Origin of the sequence: Endozoicomonas sp. ALC013, assembly GCF_049310205.1 — a bacterium.
Taxonomy (GTDB): Bacteria; Pseudomonadota; Gammaproteobacteria; order Pseudomonadales; family Endozoicomonadaceae; genus Endozoicomonas.
The window spans coordinates 21,470-37,801 of the sequence record NZ_JBLYNS010000004.1; the positions used below are offsets into that span (position 1 = coordinate 21,470).

Here is a 16,332-nt window from a genome sequence, read left to right on the forward strand (position 1 = left end):
AGGAGAGAAAAATGGCATACAGCGAAAAGGTTATCGATCACTACGAGAATCCACGCAACGTAGGTAAGCTTGACCAGGATTCTCAAAGCGTGGGCACTGGCATGGTCGGTGCCCCAGCCTGTGGAGATGTTATGCGTCTTCAGATTCAGGTCAATGATGAAGGCGTTATTGAAGACGCACGCTTCAAAACTTATGGGTGTGGCTCTGCTATTGCTTCCAGTTCTTTGGCAACCGAGTGGATGAAGGGCAAGACGCTGGATGAAGCGGCAACCATCAAGAATACCGATATTGCCGAAGAGCTGGCACTGCCACCGGTTAAAATTCACTGTTCGGTGCTGGCTGAAGATGCCATTAAGGCGGCAATCGATGACTATCGGGCCAAGCAGAAGCATGATGATGCAGCTCCAGCTGCCTGATGCGGTTCCGGGTATTCATGTGCAGAAGTGCTGTCTTTAAATAGTGCAGGAATATAGCCGGTGTAATCGTTTGGTTTCCCGGAAGTGGATGGAGTTTTAAATGGCAATTACCGTAACCATTGCGGCTGCCCGTCACATTAAAGGGCAGCTTTCCCGCAGGGGCAAGGGGCTCGGCATAAGGCTGGGTGTACGTACTTCGGGATGCTCTGGTATGGCCTATGTCCTTGAATTTGTGGATGTAGTTGATGAAAATGATCTGGTTTTTGAAGATCACGAAGTCAAAGTGTTTGTTGACCCGAAAAGTCTGGTTTACCTGGATGGCACAGAGCTGGACCTGGTAAAGGAAGGGCTCAACGAAGGTTTGCAGTTTAACAATCCGAATGCTGCCAGTGAGTGTGGTTGTGGTGAAAGCTTTAATGTTGCTGATGCTGGCTGACGGTAATTTTGAAGCTTTCCGGCTTCGTTAATACTGTTAAAGAAGTTGGCTGACACTTTTGATCTGCCTTCCGGCCCGGCTGGTTCTCACTGGTCGGGCCTTATTTGTTTAAGGGGTGTTCCTTTTTGCTGTTGAATGCTCCGGGTTTGTCATTTCTGACTTGGGAATAGATTGCATTGTGGTTGATTTAACCAAAAACTATTTTGAGCTTTTTGAGTTGCCTGTTTCCTGCCAGGTTGACTTGCAACGCCTGTCCAGTCAGTACCGTGCGTTGCAACGGGCAGTCCATCCTGACCGGTTTGCCGGGGGTGATGAGCGTCAGCAGCGTATCTCTATCCAGTATGCTTCCCATGTTAATGAGGCCTTTGACACGCTGAAACAGCCATTGCCAAGGGTGATCTATTTGCTGAAGCTGGCAGGCCGTGATGTTGATATGGAGCGCAACACCATTATGGATCCCGGATTTCTGATGGAGCAGATGGAGTTGCGTGAGGCTGTCGCGGATATCAGGTCTGCATCAAATCCTGAGCAGGAAATTGAGAGGCTGGCCAGTCAGGTGGATGCTGATATTCTTCGATATCTTCAGCGGTTTGAAGGCTTCTGGTCATCTGGAACAGAGCAGGATCTTGAACAGGCAGAAACGGTTGTCAGAAAGATGCAGTTCATGGTAAAGCTGGCGGCTGAACTGGAACAGCTGGAATCCGAGTTGTTGGACGATTAATCAGGAAGAGAAGAGGCAGATATGGCGTTACTGCAGATTTCCGAGCCGGGACAGGCTCCGGAACCTCATCAATACAAGCGTGCTGTAGGCATTGACCTGGGAACCACCAACTCCCTGGTTGCAGCTGTTCGATCAGGTGCTGCTGAGACGCTTCCTGATATCGATGGCCATCATACCTTGCCTTCAGTTGTTCACTATGGCGAGCAGGGAATTGATGTTGGCAACAGCGCAAAAGCCAGTGCGCTGATTGACCCGGGCAATACCATTGTCTCTGTCAAGCGCATGATGGGGCGCGGGCTTGAGGATGTTGATGCCCTTGGCGGTGTGCTGCCTTACCGGTTTGTAACCGACGCTTCGGGAAAAAGCGAAGGAATGCCGTTTATCAAAACCCGCAGTGGTGACGTCAGCCCGGTTGAAGTGTCTGCCGAGATTCTCCGTTCCCTGGTTGGTCGTGCAGAAGAGACGCTGGGCGGTGATCTGGATGGTGCCGTGATTACTGTACCGGCGTATTTTGATGATGCCCAGCGACAGGCAACCAAAGATGCTGCCAGGCTTGCAGGGCTGAAAGTGTATCGTCTGCTGAATGAGCCCACTGCGGCAGCCGTTGCCTATGGTCTGGATCAGGGGGGCGAAGGCGTTATCGCTGTCTACGATCTTGGCGGTGGTACTTTTGATATTTCAATTTTGCGTCTGGAAAAAGGCGTGTTTGAAGTGATGGCCACCGGTGGTGATACTGCCCTGGGTGGTGATGACTTTGACCGTCTGGTGGCACGCTGGATGCTTCGTGAAGCGGGGGTTGATGAGTCCTCAATTAACCCATTGCAGCTTCGGGAAGCGATGGTTGAGGCTTGTCGGGTTAAGGAAGGGTTGACCGACGGATCTGAAGTGGAAGTCAACTTTGGTGAGTGGCGTGGTACGCTTTCCCGCGCGCAGTTTAACGAACTGGTAGACCCCTTGATTGATCGTACCATTCGGGCATTCAAGCGATCCCTTCGGGATGCCGGGCTGAAGGCGAATGAGATTGATGAAGTGGTTATGGTGGGTGGCTCTACCCGCATGCCAAGGGTTCGTGAACGGGTTAAGGAATTTTCCGGCAGGCAACCGTTGACCTCCATTGACCCTGATCGGGTCGTGGCCGTTGGTGCAGCTCTTCAGGCTAATGTTCTGGCTGGTAATAAATCGGCAGAAGATATGCTGCTGCTGGATGTGATTCCACTCTCCCTGGGGCTGGAAACCATGGGCGGCCTGATGGAAAAGGTGATTCATCGCAATACCACCATTCCGGTCAGTCGGGCTCAGGAATTTACCACCTGCAAGGATGGTCAGACGGCCATGGCTATTCATGTCTTCCAGGGGGAGCGAGAATTGATTCGTGATAATCGCTCCCTTGCCCGGTTTGAGTTGCGTGGAATTCCTGCCATGCCTGCGGGCGGTGCTAAAATCCGTGTGACCTTTCAGGTGGATGCGGATGGCTTGCTGGGTGTTGCTGCGGAGGAATTGTCCACCGGGGTTAAGAGCAGCATTCAGGTGAAGCCTTCTTATGGTCTCAGTGATTCTGATATCTCCCGAATGCTGAAAGATTCGTTTGCCCATGCCGGTGATGATCGTGATGCCAGGGCGCTGCTTGAGCAGCAGGTTGAGGCTGATCGGGTTGTTGAAGCGCTGGTAGTTGCGTTGGATAAGGATGGCCAGACACTGCTCGATAAAGATGAATACGGTGCATTGCTGGCAGATGTTGAATCGCTGAAACAGTGCCGTGAAACCGGTGATGCCAAGTCCATTGCCCGTGAAATTGAACGTATTGCCAAGTCCAGTGAAGAATTTGCTGCCCGTCGAATGAACCAGGGTATTCGTCAGGCTCTTTCCGGACAGAAGTTAGATGATTTGGAGGAGTTCTGAATGACTCGTATCGTTTTTCTACCTCACGATGAATTGTGCCCGGAAGGTGCTGTTCTCGAAGTTGAGCCCGGAGTCACAGTGTGCGACGCAGCTTTGCAGAATGGTATTGAAATTGAACACGCCTGTGAAAAGTCCTGTGCCTGCACCACCTGTCATGTCATTGTCAGGGAAGGCTTCGACAGCATGGAAGAGCCGGATGAGCTCGAAGAAGACATGCTGGACAAGGCCTGGGGGCTTGAGCCTGAGTCCCGGCTGAGCTGTCAGGCTGTGGTGGGTGATGAGGAGCTGGTGGTAGAGATTCCCAGGTACACCATTAACCAGGTTTCTGAACGTCGTTGATGTCGGTTGCTGGTCTGTTTGGGGTTTTCCCGAACAGATCAGCGCAATGATCATGGAGTGGGGTAATGAGTTTAAAGTGGGCAGATGTTTATGATATTGCCATTGAGCTTTATGAGGCTTATCCGGATGTGGATCCCCGGTATGTCAATTTTGTCGATCTGAGAAGCTGGGTTCTGGCGCTGGACAGTTTTGAAGATGATCCTGAGCGTTGTGGTGAAAAGGTGCTTGAGGCCATACAGATGGCCTGGATTGAAGAGTCTGAAGAGTGATTTTTTGGTGTTGAGGCTGAAAGAACTGACACTATCGACTCTATTGTATACAATGCTGCCAGAACTCCTGCTACGGACAGCCTGAGCCAGGGAGCCTGTCGGACTTAAGACTTTCCTACTGCGGTTGCGATAAATTGGTCTAAAAATTCCTGCTTCTTCGTCAAATAGCCCCGCTATTCTCCTCAGAAACAGAAATTTTTATCCTCAATTTCTCGCAATCCTCGCTACGGACGCTTAAGTCCGACAGGCTCCAAGACATGGAAAGCTGAGAGAGTCGTACGTTTTTAATAAGTAATAACAATCCCGAAAGGGCTCGAAAATGACAATCTGGAGATCGTAATGGCGGTAGAGCGCACTTTATCCATTATAAAACCTGATGCAGTAGCCAAGAGTGTCATCGGTAAAATTCTTGCTCGTTTTGAGCAGGCTGGTTTGCAGGTTGTAGCGACCAGGATGATCCATCTTTCTGACGAGCAGGCGGGTGGTTTCTACGCTGAGCACAAAGAGCGTCCATTTTATCAGGACCTGGTTGCGTTTATGACGTCAGGGCCTGTTGTGGTATCCGTCCTTGAGGGCGAGAATGCCGTAGCCCTGAATCGTGAGCTGATGGGCGCTACTAACCCGAAGGAAGCTGCTGAAGGCACCATTCGGGCTGATTTTGCAGAGACCATCGATGAAAATGCGGTTCATGGATCGGACTCAGTAGCTTCTGCTGAGCGTGAAGTGGCCTACTTCTTCGAAGGTTCGGAGATTTGCCCCAGAACACGTTAACGGAATCAGCCCGCTGACAAATTGTCAGTTTGCCCTGGCCTGACCGTGTTCGGGGTAAACATGAGAATATAAGCCATCAGGAGGCAGGCCTTCTGATGGCTTTGAGGTATTAATAAGATGTCAGAATTGATCGAGCCATCTATCGATCAGGCCAGTGAACTGGCTGGCGAGCTGCCCACTCAGGCAGCCAAAGTCAATTTGCTGGGGCTTTCACGAAAAAAAATGGAGGCCTTCTTTCTTACTATTGGTGAGAAAAAATTCCGTGCTGAGCAGGTTTTGAAGTGGATTCATCATCATCGGGTTGATAATTTCGATGAGATGACCAATATCAGTAAATCCCTTCGTGAGCGGCTTAAGGCCAATGCTGAAATTCGCGGTCCAGAGGTGGTCAGCAGCCATTTTTCTGAGGATGGGACCTGCAAGTGGGTTGTGCGGGTGGCCAGTGGCAGCTGTGTTGAAACGGTATTTATTCCTGAAAATGGACGCGGAACGCTGTGCGTCTCCTCCCAGGCAGGCTGTTCCCTGGATTGCAGTTTCTGTTCTACGGGCAAGCAGGGTTTTAACTCTGACCTGACGGTGGCGGAAATCATTGGCCAGGTATGGGTTGCAGCCCGTCATTTTGGCAATGTACCGGCCAGGATGGATCGATCCATTACCAATGTGGTTATGATGGGGATGGGCGAGCCATTGATGAACTTCGATAATGTCGTTGATGCCATGGGCCTGATGATGGACGACCTTGGCTATGGACTTTCCAAACGTCGGGTGACGTTAAGTACATCCGGTGTTGTGCCTGCGCTGAGAAAGTTAAGTGAGGTATCTAATGTCTCCCTGGCAGTGTCACTGCATGCGCCAAATGATGAGCTGAGAAACCAGCTGGTCCCGATCAACCGGAAGTATCCGCTGGATCAGCTGCTGGATGCGATCCATCATTACATGAACAGTTTGACGGACAGTAAGCGGGTCGTTACGATCGAGTATACGTTGCTTGCCGGTGTGAATGATCAACCTGAACAGGCACAGCAGCTGATTGCTTTGCTGAAAGATCTGCCCTGTAAGATAAACCTCATTCCGTTCAATCCATTTCCTCATTCAGGGTATGAAAGACCCAGCAATAATGCAGTGAGGCGGTTTCAGGAGAGTTTGCAGCTGGCTGGTTTTAATGTCACCGTAAGAAAGACAAGAGGTGATGATATTGACGCTGCCTGCGGTCAGTTAGTGGGCAATGTAATGGATAAGACCCGGCGCAGTGAGCGCTACATAGCAGCCAGACAGGTATAAGCTGTCCGGGATGCATCTGTTATCCGACAGGCTCCCGCAGGTTGCTAATCTCAACGGCGTCCCGGATATATTTATAAATTGCAAATGTGGGGATCAGCATGGGAGTCAAATTGAGGCCCATTGCACTACTGTTTTCTGTATCTCTGGCACTGACAGGCTGTGTCACCACGGACAGTCGGCCTGTTAATGAGAACAGGGCAGTGGTGGACTATATGAATCTGGCCAGGGGTTATCTTCAGGAAGGTTACTCGGAAAAAGCGGTAAGGCCGCTGGAAAGAGCGCTTGAGATTGAGCCCTATTCGGCCAGTGTCCATGGCATGCTGGGTATGGCTTATCAGCGTCAGGGGGAGGATCAGCTTGCCGAGCAGGCGTTCAACAAGGCGCTGGCCATTGACCCTGATGCCGCGGACATACGCAATAACTTTGGTGCTTTCCTGTTCTCCAGAAACCGGCTTCAGGACGCTTATCGTCAGTTTCAACTGGCTTCCGGGGATGTTGCATATTCCCAGCGCAGCCGAACCTTTGAAAACCTCGGGATTGTTGCTTTGCGGATGGGCCGGTCTTCCCTGGCGGTTGATCACTTTACCCGGGCTCTTCGTCTGAACAGTAACTTGCCAAGGGCCAATCTGGAGCTTGCCGCTATCTACAAAGAGCAGGGCAATCTCTACACAGGGTGGCAGCACTACCAGGCCTTTGCCGGTTCGGCGGAGCAGAGTCCTCGCAGTTTGCTACTGGGTATTGAGCTGGCAAGGGCAAACCGGGCTCAGGATAAAGCGGCAGGTTATGCTTTGAAGCTGGAAAGGTTGTATCCCGGCTCTGTGGAGCTGAAGCATTATCGGAGTCGATTGGGTCATGAGTGAACAGGATACTCAGCAGGAAGAAGTTATTCAGACGTTTGCTCCCGGTGCTGTGCTTGCCCGGGCCCGTGACAGTCAGGGGCTATCTATCCTTGAAGTGGCTGAAAGCCTGAAGATTACCGAAAGTTATGTTAAGGCCATTGAGGAGAGCACGTTTGATATCCTGCCACAGGCGGCATTTGTCCGTGGCTATATTCGTAATTATGCGAAACTGGTGGGGCTTAATGGCGAAGATCTGGTCAGGGACTTTGACCATTTTATGGGTGTCGATGGGCTGGAATCTCCGCGTTTACAGGGTTCTAAGAAGTTGAAGCCGCTGCGAGCTCACAGTGCACCTTCTCCGGTATATGCGCTTGCGCTTTTGCTGCTTGTGTCGCTGGGAGGGTTTGGTTATTACCTTTGGAATAGCTTGCTGGGTATCGAACCAGTGGTCGAGGTGGCCATTATCGAAGACGTATCTGAGGATGTGCCTGAGCCTCTGGTGACTGATGTCAGTGTTGTCTCTGTCCCCTCTGCTGCGGAAATTAGCGAGAGCGTGGAGGAAGAGGCTGTTCCAGCTGATGACACCACAATTTTAAAAGAAGACCCAAGCCTGGAAAAGGATCAGCCTGTTCTGAAAGAGACCATTTCAGAGGTTCTCCCAATTGCCATGGCCGGTTCCGAGGTTGTTGATACGACAGATGAGCCCAATTCACCAATTGTTGATCTGATTCAGCCTCTTGTTATTAATTTCTCAGAAGATTGCTGGGTTGAAATCAAGGATGCCACCGGTGAAGTGCTGATTTCAACCGTGCAGAGAGCCGGGTCTTCCATTAATCTAGATGTTTTTCCCCCAGTGAATTTGCGGTTCGGTAATACCTCTGGCGTGGACAGTATCCTGCTGGATGGCGAGCCGGTAGCCAAACCCAGCTCGAATACCCGGGTGGCCAGTGTCCTGTTAACAGGCAGTGGTCAGGGGTAAATCAATAGTCCTTAAAACTATGTCCTTTCAGTGAAGAAACTCCCGACAGCGATGGGCATTCTTTAATGGAAGGGCTGTGGGATTGTCACACAAAGGCGTTAACGGTTATAGTTGCCTACTTTTTATTGCGAACCGCCAAATCGCCTGTTCCTGACGAACCGGGTGAAGTTATGTGGTGTTTTTGGTAGAGGACATTTGAACTTGGGCAAGCAGCTTCAAGCCATCCGTGGGATGAATGATATTCTTCCTGAACAGACCCCTGTCTGGCAGTACCTTGAGCAGCAGGTACGCTCTGTCCTGAGCACTTATGGTTATCAGGAAATCCGGGTTCCGATTGTGGAAAGCTCTGCCCTGTTCAGCCGGGGTATTGGCTCTGGTACGGATATTGTTGAGAAAGAGATGTACACCTTTGAAGATCGCAATGGTGACAAGCTTTCCCTTCGTCCTGAGGCCACTGCCGGGGTTGTTCGCGCAGGTATTCAGCAGGGCCTGTTTTACAACCAGATTCAGCGGTTGTGGACTTCTGGTCCGATGTTCCGCTATGAGCGTCCGCAAAAAGGCCGTTATCGCCAGTTTCACCAGATCAGTGTTGAAGCCTATGGCATGACAGGTCCGGATATTGATGCGGAAATCATCATGATGACGGCACGGTTCTGGCAGAAGCTTGGTCTGTCAAAGCATGTCACGCTGGAGCTGAATACTCTGGGGACTCTGGAAGCCCGCATCCGTTATCGTGAAGCTCTGGTGACTTATCTCAGGGATTATGAGTCAGAGCTGGATGACGACAGCCGTCGTCGCCTGACCATCAACCCGCTGAGAATTCTCGATAGTAAAGATCAAAACACACAGAAAATTGTTGCCGGTGCACCCGAGCTGTTCGACTATCTGGACGAAGAGTCACAGGAACACTTTGCGCAGTTAAAGCAGATTCTGGATGAGGCGGGTGTTGCTTATCGCGTGAATCCAAGACTGGTGCGTGGCCTTGATTATTATGGCAGAACCGTTTTTGAATGGGTGACAGAAAGCCTGGGTGCCCAGGGAACTGTGTGTGCTGGCGGTCGTTATGATGCGCTGGTTGAGATGTTGGGTGGCAAGCCGACACCTGCCGTGGGCTTTGCCATGGGTATTGAGCGTCTGGTGTTGATGCTGGAAACGCTGCAGTTACTGCCGGAATCCGTTTCTAATCGGGTGGATGTGGCGGTGGTTGCTGTCGGTGAGGGTGTTGGCCACCGGGCGCTTCCGTTAGTGGAAAGACTGCGTGATGGATTGCCGGAGCTGAAGATTCTGATGAATTGCGGCGGTGGCAGCTTTAAAGCACAAATGAAGCGTGCAGATCGTAGCGGTGCTGCCTATGCTCTCATTCTGGGCGAAGATGAGTTGGGTGCGGGGATGGTTACTGTGAAATCCCTGAGGACGGATGAAGCCCAGCAGCAGCTGCCAATCGCCGATGTGGCCGGACATTTGCAAAAAGTACTATAGAATACTGCTGTTCAGTAAACTGCTCGTTGATGCGATCGTACTGTTAACGGCTTCAGGAAAGAAGTCAGGAGTAAAGGGTGAGTTACCAATCTGATGAAGAGCAGGTCCAACTGCTCAAGAATCTATGGAAAGACTATGGTCAGCCAGTTGTGCTGGGTGTTGCCATGACACTGGCAGCGGTTTCCGGTTATCAGTACTGGCAGAAGACGCAGCAGCAGGAAATTGCTGAAGCTTCATCGCTTTATCAGAACTTGCTGGATATTATTTCCAATGGATCCTCTCTGGAGCAACAGGCCCAGTTATCAGCGCCGCTGACTGAGGAGCAAAAAGCAACGGTAAGTCACGTTGTATCTTCATTGCAAAAGGATCATGGCAGCAGTCAGTATGCCGCCTTTGCAACGCTTTTTCTGGCTCAGCAGCAGGTGCAAGATAACCAGTTAAGTGCCGCCCGGGCTTCCCTGGAGTGGGTTCTGGCTCAGAAACCCGCAGTTGAAATTCAGACAATGGCCAGTGTCCGGCTGGCAAGGGTACTGATCAGTGAGTCTTCCGGGAATGGTCAGCAGGCGCTGGATATCCTGACCCGACTGAATGCTGGCAAGTCCTATGAGGCAACCGTAGAGTCAGCAAAAGGCGATGCTTACCTCGCCCTTGGTGATCGTAAGCAGGCCGAGACGGCTTACCGCAAAGCGGTCGATGCCGCACAGGACAACGGCCTGAACCGTCCGTTGTTGCAACTCAAGCTGGACGATCTGGCCGCAATGGCACCTCAGGAGGGGTAACGCAATGGAGAGGTTATTTAAAGGCTCTTTGATTCTTCTGCTGATGCTGGGACTCTCTGCATGCAGTCTTTTTTCATCGGATGAAGAGGAGGTGAGAACGGCCAAACCTCTCCAGACGATTGCTGAGGAAAAGGTCAGGCTGGTTGAAGTGTGGTCCAGGGGTGTTGGCAAAGGGGTTGGCAAGCGATTTGAAAGCCTGAAGCCCGCGTTGGATGGCGATAAAGTCTTTGTTTCTGGCGCAGAAGGTACGGTTTTTGCACTTGAGCGTGATACCGGAAAGGAAGTCTGGAAGAAAAAACTCAATACCCGTGTTGGTGGTGGCGTCAGTGCCGCAGCGGGTATGGTGTTGCTTGGGACGCTGGATGGTGAAGTGATTGCCTTGGACCAGGACAATGGCGATGAACTCTGGCGAGAGCGAGTCAGTAGCGAGATTCTCAGTGCGCCGATAACTGATGGTTTCTATGTCGCTGTGCAGAGTATTGATGACCGTCTGACCGTGCTTGATGCTGAGAGCGGACAGTACCTCTGGCGTCAGGAAGCGCTGCAGCCGGCGCTGACGTTAAGAGGTTCAGCTGCTCCACTGATCTTCAGCGAAGCGGTGTTTGCCGGGTTTGCCAGCGGCGAAGCAAAAGCCTTCCGTCTGAAAAACGGTGCACCATTGTGGAGTTCCCGGGTTGCCGCCCCCAAGGGCAGTACTGAGCTGGAACGGATGGTTGATATCAAGGGGGCTCCGCTGATCCTTGGAGATTCCATTTTCTTTGTCAGCTTCCAGGGCAATGTTGCCGGGTTGGACCTTTACAGTGGCCGGGTTCGCTGGGCAAAAGAGCTGTCCAGTTATGAATCCATGTCAGAAGGGTTTGGTGCTATCTACCTGACCAGTGAAGAGAGTTATGTCAGCTCCATTGACCAGAGAACCGGTGCCGCTAACTGGCGACAGGAAGATTTTGAGTTCCGTCAGCTGTCTGCACCCGCAGCGTTCAGCAGTTATGTTGTGGTCGGCGATGGTGAGGGTTATGTGCACCTGTTGTCGCAGGTTGATGGCAGTCAGGCTGGACGTTTCAAGGCTGACTCTTCTGCAATTAAAACCCAGCCTCTGGTGGATGGTGACTTGATCCTGGTCTTGTCAGCTGATGGTGAGCTGGTTGCTTTGAAGGAAAAAGCTTCCGGGTAGTGGAAGCTGGTTTCTGACTTTTAAGAATGTTGTCGGGCTGAATCTTTAAAAGGATTCAGCCCGTTTTCAATTTCGGTCTGATGACCGATGCGCTGGGAAAGCGTGTTCTGAATGATTTCCCCGCTGCGTAATTTGTAATTTTGGTAAATCTTATGGTTCCTGTAATTGCCCTGGTGGGTCGGCCAAATGTTGGCAAGTCCACCCTTTTTAACCGTCTGACCCGCTCCCGGGATGCTTTGGTAGCCAACGTGGCCGGGTTAACCCGCGACCGGAAATACGGTGAGGGCAAAATTGGTTCGCATCCCTATATTGTCGTGGATACCGGCGGTATCTCCGGTGATGAAGAGGGGATTGACTCTGCCATGGCAGAACAGTCGCTGGCGGCCATCAATGAGGCGGATGTTGTCCTGTTTCTGGTGGATGCCAAAGCCGGGTTGACAGCTGCTGATGAAATGATTGCTTTGCACCTTCGCAAACAGGGCAAAAAGTATCACCTGGTGCTGAATAAGGTAGACAGGGTGGATGCTGAGCAGGCCGAGGCGGATTTTGCTTCCCTGGGTATCGGCGAAGCCTATCATATTGCTGCCGTGCATGGTCGGGGTGTCAGCAACATGATCAATGACGTGCTGCTGGAGTGTACTGACGGTGAGGCAGAAGAGTCTGATGAGCTGTCAACCAGGCCCAGAGGTATCAAGATTGGTATCGTTGGTCGCCCTAACGTGGGTAAATCTACCCTGGTTAACCGCCTGTTAGGCGAGGAACGAGTGGTTGTTTACGATCAGGCGGGAACGACCCGTGACAGTGTTTACATTCCTTATGAGCGTTTTGGTCAGGACTATACGCTGATTGATACGGCAGGTGTCCGCAGAAGAGGCAAGGTGTCCGAATCCATCGAAAAGTTTTCGGTCATCAAGACGCTGCAGGCGATTGAAGATGCCAATGTGGTGGTTCTTGTGCTGGATGCCCGTGAAGGTATTGTGGAGCAGGATCTGCATCTGCTGGGCTTTGTTCTGGACGCGGGGCGTGCTGTGGTCATTGCACTGAACAAGTGGGATGGCATGGAAGAAGAGCAGAAAACCCAGGTAAAGACAGAGCTGAAGCGTCGACTCGGGTTTATCAATTATGCCCGCATTCACATGATTTCGGCAAAACACGGTACCGGTGTTGGCAATTTGTATGACTCTATTGAAGAGGCGTATGAAGCGGCGACGAGTAAACTGTCCACCAATCGTCTGACGCGAATTCTGGAAGATGCTGTTAAGGAGCATCAGCCGCCCATGGTCAATCATCGCCGTATTAAGCTGCGTTACTGCCATGCTGGAGCCATGAATCCGCCAACGATTATTATTCATGGTAACCAGACTGAGCGGGTGCCCGCAGCTTATCGACGTTATCTGGAAAATACCTTCCGTAAAGTGCTGAAGATTATGGGAACGCCTATTCGAATTGAGTTCCGCTCAGGTGATAACCCTTATGCGGAAACCAAAGAGGTTGATCAGAGGCAGGCTCACCGTAAGCGCAGAGTTGAAAAATCGGCGCAGTTTGCCAAAGAGAAGCGTAAGACAAAGCGTTCCTGACTGGTTCAGGTGAGTAATCAATGAAAAACAATCTGTTCGAACACATACCTGACGAATTACCTGAAGAGTTGTTTGAGACTCTGCAGGAATCCGGGGGCGTGAAAATAGAGCGGATTGTTTCCCGTGGTCATACGACGCCGATAGGAGAGTGGTATGACCAGTCCCGGGATGAGTGGGTGGTGTTGTTAAGGGGTTCAGCTGTACTGGAGTTTGATGGGGAAAGAGCCTCTGTCACTCTCCATGCCGGTGATTATATCATGCTGCCTGCCGGGTGCAGGCATCGGGTTGCGTGGACTCAACCCGATGTTGATACCATCTGGTTAGCGGTTCATATTAATTTGTGATTTTTTCCACTTTGCAGATTGCCTCGCCCTTGAAGAATCGTGTGGTTACCTGATCGCCTTCCCGGAGCTGCTGGCTGCTTCGGATAATGGCATCGCCAGCCATGGTGATGGCATAGCCCCTTGAAAGTGTTGCCAGAGGGCTCACGGCGTTCAATTCTCCAGACACTTTCTCCAGTTTCAGGTGACGTCTTTCCAGGCTGCTGGATATGAGCTGAATCAGCTTTTGCCCCATATATTCATTACGGCTTTTCAGCAGCTCCAATTTACGTTGGGGGTTCTGTTGATTTGCCCGGTCTCTGAGCCGACCCAGGCTTGATTGAGCCCGTTCCAGTTTCAGGGTGATGGCCTGTTTTAACCGGATTTCCAGATCATCCAGCCGCTGGCTGTTGTCTCTCAGACGATCCCCGGGGTGTCTTAACCGTTTTTGCAGGTTATCAAGCTCTCGCTGGCTTAACTGCAGCTTATGACGAGTCAGTGTCGTGAGCTTTCTGCTGATCAGGTTAAGCTGATTTAACAGGGCCTGGCGATCCGGGCTGAGGATTTCTGCCGCTGCTGATGGGGTTGCGGCCCGGTGATCAGCCACAAAGTCGGCAATGGTAAAGTCAATTTCATGACCAACGGCACTGACTATGGGGATAGGGCAGTCTGCTATGGCCCTGGCCACCAACTCTTCATTGAATGGCCACAAATCTTCCAGTGAACCACCGCCGCGACCAATAATCAGTACATCAAACCGGTTGGCACTTGTTGCCAGTTTTAGCGCATTGACCAGTTCGTGTTTTGCCTGCTCTCCCTGAACCGAGCTGGGAATAATGGTGACCGGTATGGCAGGAAAGCGTCTCTTCAGTACGGTGAGGATATCCCGAATGGCTGCGCCGGTGGGTGAGGTGATCACCCCGATATGCTTTGGGTGAGCGGGCAGGGGTTGTTTGCGCGTGATGTCGAACAGGCCTTCAGCGGCCAGTTTTGCCTTGAGAACCTCAAAGGCTTTTTGCAGGTCACCGGTGCCGGCATTATCCATGTGTTCAACAATCAGTTGATAGTCGCCTCTTCCTTCATACAGGCTTACGCGCCCCCTGACCATCAGCAGCATGCCTTCAGTCGGGACAAACTTAAGCGCCTGGTTACGGTTGCGGAACATGGCGCAGCGGATCTGTGACTGTTTGTCCTTCAGGGTGAAATACCAATGCCCGGAGCTGGGACGGGCCAGTCCGGATATTTCGCCCTCAACACGGACATTATTGAAGTTCATCTCCAGCAATCGCCTGGCTTTACCATTTAACTCCGTAACAGAGAGGGCTTTTGCGGATGCCTCAGCGTTTTGCGTCGGTTTGTCTGTAAAGTGGTGCATGGATCAAGCCTGGCAGGGGGATTGTCGGTTTTTTTGGTATTCTGCCTGAATAAGTGGTTTAGCTGAAGTTGAAATATAGGGTATACTTGTCCGAATTTTTTTCCCATAAAATAAACTCTTGGTAACAGGCAATGCTGAGAATTGCACAAGATGCACTCACCTTCGATGATGTCCTCCTCCTGCCCGGCTACTCCGAAGTCCTCCCCAAAGATGTCTCCCTGAAAACCAAACTGACCCGCGGTATTGAGCTGAATATTCCGCTGATTTCTGCGGCGATGGATACCGTTACCGAAGCGTCTCTGGCTATTGCCATGGCCCAGGAAGGCGGAATCGGGATTATTCACAAGAATATGACGCCGGAGCAGCAGGCCGCTGAGGTGCGCAAGGTTAAGAAGCACGAAAGTGGTGTGGTCAAAGACCCGATTACCATTGATGCCAGTGCCACTGTCAGAGATCTTCTGGAGCTGACCTCCAGACATAATATCTCCGGTGTTCCCGTGCTTTCTGGCAGCGATCTGGTGGGTATTGTTACCAGTCGTGACGTCCGCTTTGTTTCTAATCTGGATAAAGCCGTTTCCGAGATCATGACCCGGAAAGAGCGTCTGGTGACGGTTCAGGAAGGTACTGATCCGGAGACCGTTCGCAAGCTTCTGCACAAGCATCGTATTGAAAAAGTGCTGGTGGTGGATGATCAGTTCAATCTCACCGGTATGATGACCGTTAAGGACATTAAAAAGGCCCAGCAGTACCCGAATGCATCGAAAGACAGTCAGGGACAGTTGCGCGTCGGGGCAGCGGTGGGTACCGGGGCGGAAACGCCTGATCGTGTCGCTGCCCTGGTGGCTGCTGGCGTTGATGTCATTATCGTCGACACTGCTCATGGCCATTCCCGTGGTGTGATTGAGCGAGTGAAGTGGGTAAAGGAAAACTACCCGCAGGTTCAGGTGATCGGTGGAAATATAGCCACCGCCGAGGCTGGCAAAGCTCTGGTCGAAGCGGGTGCTGATGGTGTTAAAGTGGGTATCGGTCCGGGCTCTATCTGTACTACCCGTATTGTGACCGGTATTGGTGTGCCTCAGATCACTGCGGTAGCCAATGTGGTTGAAGCGCTGAAAGGCACCGGAGTGCCTGTTATTGCTGATGGCGGTATCCGTTTTTCCGGTGATATGGCAAAAGCGATTGTTGCCGGTGCCAGTACCGTCATGCTGGGCAGTATGCTGGCGGGTACTGAAGAAGCGCCGGGTGAAGTGGAGCTTTACCAGGGGCGTAGCTACAAGGCTTATCGTGGCATGGGTTCTCTGGGGGCAATGTCCCAGGCTTCCGGTTCCAGTGACCGTTATTTCCAGAGTGCCGAAGCGGGTGCTGAAAAGCTGGTTCCAGAAGGTATTGAAGGGCGTGTACCTTACAAGGGGCCTCTCCATGCCATTATCCATCAGATGGTGGGTGGCTTGCGTGCCGCGATGGGGTATACCGGTTCTGCTGATATGGAAACCATGCGCACCCGGCCACAGTTTGTTCGCGTGACCAATGCCGGTATGGCCGAATCCCATGTTCACGATGTAACGATTACCAAGGAAGCGCCTAACTACCGTGTTGGTTAAGACTGCTTCACAGCGTTGTTCATGTTGACACCTGCAGCCGGACAGAAATGAGATAGCTTCTGACCGGCTGTTTACTTTCA

General features: G+C 51.7%; 17 protein-coding genes. 16 read left to right on the forward strand and 1 reads right to left on the reverse strand.

Annotated features, from left to right (window positions below; all coding sequences use genetic code 11):
- The first annotated feature begins 11 nt into the window (after positions 1–11).
- From iscU to ACO6V1_RS01745, 15 genes are all read left to right on the forward strand, one after another.
- Entirely contained in the window at positions 12–416 is a 405-nt protein-coding gene (iscU, locus tag ACO6V1_RS01675) for a Fe-S cluster assembly scaffold IscU (protein WP_066016291.1), read from the forward strand.
- A 100-nt stretch (positions 417–516) separates the two neighbouring features.
- Positions 517–852: an iron-sulfur cluster assembly protein IscA gene (gene iscA, locus ACO6V1_RS01680; protein WP_422448461.1), complete on the forward strand. Its 336-nt coding sequence runs from the start codon at positions 517–519 to the stop codon at positions 850–852.
- Positions 853–1,030: 178 nt separating this feature from the next.
- Complete coding sequence (gene hscB, locus ACO6V1_RS01685) at positions 1,031–1,573, forward strand: Fe-S protein assembly co-chaperone HscB (RefSeq protein WP_422465557.1); 543 nt, start codon at positions 1,031–1,033, stop codon at positions 1,571–1,573.
- Positions 1,574–1,594: 21 nt separating this feature from the next.
- The gene (gene hscA, locus ACO6V1_RS01690) at positions 1,595–3,472 is read left to right on the forward strand and encodes a Fe-S protein assembly chaperone HscA (protein WP_422465559.1); all 1,878 of its coding nucleotides are present in this window, start codon (positions 1,595–1,597) and stop codon (positions 3,470–3,472) included.
- Positions 3,473–3,811 (forward strand): ISC system 2Fe-2S type ferredoxin, encoded by a 339-nt coding sequence (fdx, locus tag ACO6V1_RS01695; RefSeq protein WP_101746260.1) that lies wholly within the window; start codon positions 3,473–3,475, stop codon positions 3,809–3,811.
- Between the two features lie 65 nt (positions 3,812–3,876).
- Positions 3,877–4,080 (forward strand): Fe-S cluster assembly protein IscX, encoded by a 204-nt coding sequence (gene iscX / locus ACO6V1_RS01700; protein ID WP_209199592.1) that lies wholly within the window; start codon positions 3,877–3,879, stop codon positions 4,078–4,080.
- 339 nt (positions 4,081–4,419) lie between these two features.
- Positions 4,420–4,851 (forward strand): nucleoside-diphosphate kinase, encoded by a 432-nt coding sequence (ndk, locus tag ACO6V1_RS01705; RefSeq protein ID WP_101746258.1) that lies wholly within the window; start codon positions 4,420–4,422, stop codon positions 4,849–4,851.
- Between the two features lie 117 nt (positions 4,852–4,968).
- Positions 4,969–6,132: a 23S rRNA (adenine(2503)-C(2))-methyltransferase RlmN gene (gene rlmN / locus ACO6V1_RS01710; RefSeq protein WP_422465561.1), complete on the forward strand. Its 1,164-nt coding sequence runs from the start codon at positions 4,969–4,971 to the stop codon at positions 6,130–6,132.
- A gap of 98 nt (positions 6,133–6,230) precedes the next feature.
- Positions 6,231–6,992, forward strand: a complete 762-nt coding sequence (gene pilW, locus ACO6V1_RS01715; RefSeq protein ID WP_163371854.1) for a type IV pilus biogenesis/stability protein PilW — start codon at positions 6,231–6,233, stop codon at positions 6,990–6,992.
- Complete coding sequence (locus tag ACO6V1_RS01720) at positions 6,985–7,950, forward strand: helix-turn-helix domain-containing protein (protein WP_422448451.1); 966 nt, start codon at positions 6,985–6,987, stop codon at positions 7,948–7,950. Before pilW ends, ACO6V1_RS01720 begins: the two co-directional genes overlap by 8 nt.
- A gap of 201 nt (positions 7,951–8,151) precedes the next feature.
- Positions 8,152–9,429 (forward strand): histidine--tRNA ligase, encoded by a 1,278-nt coding sequence (gene hisS / locus ACO6V1_RS01725; RefSeq protein WP_422465563.1) that lies wholly within the window; start codon positions 8,152–8,154, stop codon positions 9,427–9,429.
- 77 nt (positions 9,430–9,506) lie between these two features.
- Positions 9,507–10,208, forward strand: a complete 702-nt coding sequence (locus ACO6V1_RS01730; protein ID WP_422465565.1) for a YfgM family protein — start codon at positions 9,507–9,509, stop codon at positions 10,206–10,208.
- A 4-nt stretch (positions 10,209–10,212) separates the two neighbouring features.
- Complete coding sequence (bamB, locus tag ACO6V1_RS01735) at positions 10,213–11,379, forward strand: outer membrane protein assembly factor BamB (RefSeq protein WP_422462228.1); 1,167 nt, start codon at positions 10,213–10,215, stop codon at positions 11,377–11,379.
- 152 nt (positions 11,380–11,531) lie between these two features.
- Positions 11,532–12,956 (forward strand): ribosome biogenesis GTPase Der, encoded by a 1,425-nt coding sequence (gene der / locus ACO6V1_RS01740; protein WP_422448443.1) that lies wholly within the window; start codon positions 11,532–11,534, stop codon positions 12,954–12,956.
- A gap of 20 nt (positions 12,957–12,976) precedes the next feature.
- Positions 12,977–13,300 carry a cupin domain-containing protein gene (locus ACO6V1_RS01745; protein ID WP_422448441.1) on the forward strand — a complete coding sequence of 108 codons (324 nt, stop codon included), beginning with the start codon at positions 12,977–12,979 and terminating at the stop codon, positions 13,298–13,300.
- Here the strand turns inward: ACO6V1_RS01745 and xseA are convergent.
- Entirely contained in the window at positions 13,290–14,651 is a 1,362-nt protein-coding gene (gene xseA / locus ACO6V1_RS01750; protein ID WP_422465567.1) for an exodeoxyribonuclease VII large subunit, read from the reverse strand. The genes ACO6V1_RS01745 and xseA overlap by 11 nt on opposite strands.
- 131 nt (positions 14,652–14,782) lie before the next feature.
- Here xseA and guaB point away from each other — a divergent pair, with 131 nt between their 5' ends.
- The gene (gene guaB, locus ACO6V1_RS01755; protein ID WP_422448437.1) at positions 14,783–16,252 is read left to right on the forward strand and encodes an IMP dehydrogenase; all 1,470 of its coding nucleotides are present in this window, start codon (positions 14,783–14,785) and stop codon (positions 16,250–16,252) included.
- Positions 16,253–16,332: the final 80 nt, after the last annotated feature.

Bases quoted from the DNA above. Each gene is read 5' to 3' on its own strand.
- iscU (WP_066016291.1), top strand. From the start codon at position 12: ATGGCATACAGCGAAAAGGTTATCGATCACTACGAGAATCCACGCAAC.
- iscA (WP_422448461.1), top strand. From the start codon at position 517: ATGGCAATTACCGTAACCATTGCGGCTGCCCGTCACATTAAAGGGCAG.
- hscA (WP_422465559.1), top strand. From the start codon at position 1,595: ATGGCGTTACTGCAGATTTCCGAGCCGGGACAGGCTCCGGAACCTCAT.
- fdx (WP_101746260.1), top strand. From the start codon at position 3,473: ATGACTCGTATCGTTTTTCTACCTCACGATGAATTGTGCCCGGAAGGT.
- iscX (WP_209199592.1), top strand. From the start codon at position 3,877: ATGAGTTTAAAGTGGGCAGATGTTTATGATATTGCCATTGAGCTTTAT.
- ndk (WP_101746258.1), top strand. From the start codon at position 4,420: ATGGCGGTAGAGCGCACTTTATCCATTATAAAACCTGATGCAGTAGCC.
- rlmN (WP_422465561.1), top strand. From the start codon at position 4,969: ATGTCAGAATTGATCGAGCCATCTATCGATCAGGCCAGTGAACTGGCT.
- pilW (WP_163371854.1), top strand. From the start codon at position 6,231: ATGGGAGTCAAATTGAGGCCCATTGCACTACTGTTTTCTGTATCTCTG.
- ACO6V1_RS01720 (WP_422448451.1), top strand. From the start codon at position 6,985: ATGAGTGAACAGGATACTCAGCAGGAAGAAGTTATTCAGACGTTTGCT.
- bamB (WP_422462228.1), top strand. From the start codon at position 10,213: ATGGAGAGGTTATTTAAAGGCTCTTTGATTCTTCTGCTGATGCTGGGA.
- der (WP_422448443.1), top strand. From the start codon at position 11,532: ATGGTTCCTGTAATTGCCCTGGTGGGTCGGCCAAATGTTGGCAAGTCC.
- ACO6V1_RS01745 (WP_422448441.1), top strand. From the start codon at position 12,977: ATGAAAAACAATCTGTTCGAACACATACCTGACGAATTACCTGAAGAG.
- xseA (WP_422465567.1), bottom strand. From the start codon at position 14,651: ATGCACCACTTTACAGACAAACCGACGCAAAACGCTGAGGCATCCGCA.
- guaB (WP_422448437.1), top strand. From the start codon at position 14,783: ATGCTGAGAATTGCACAAGATGCACTCACCTTCGATGATGTCCTCCTC.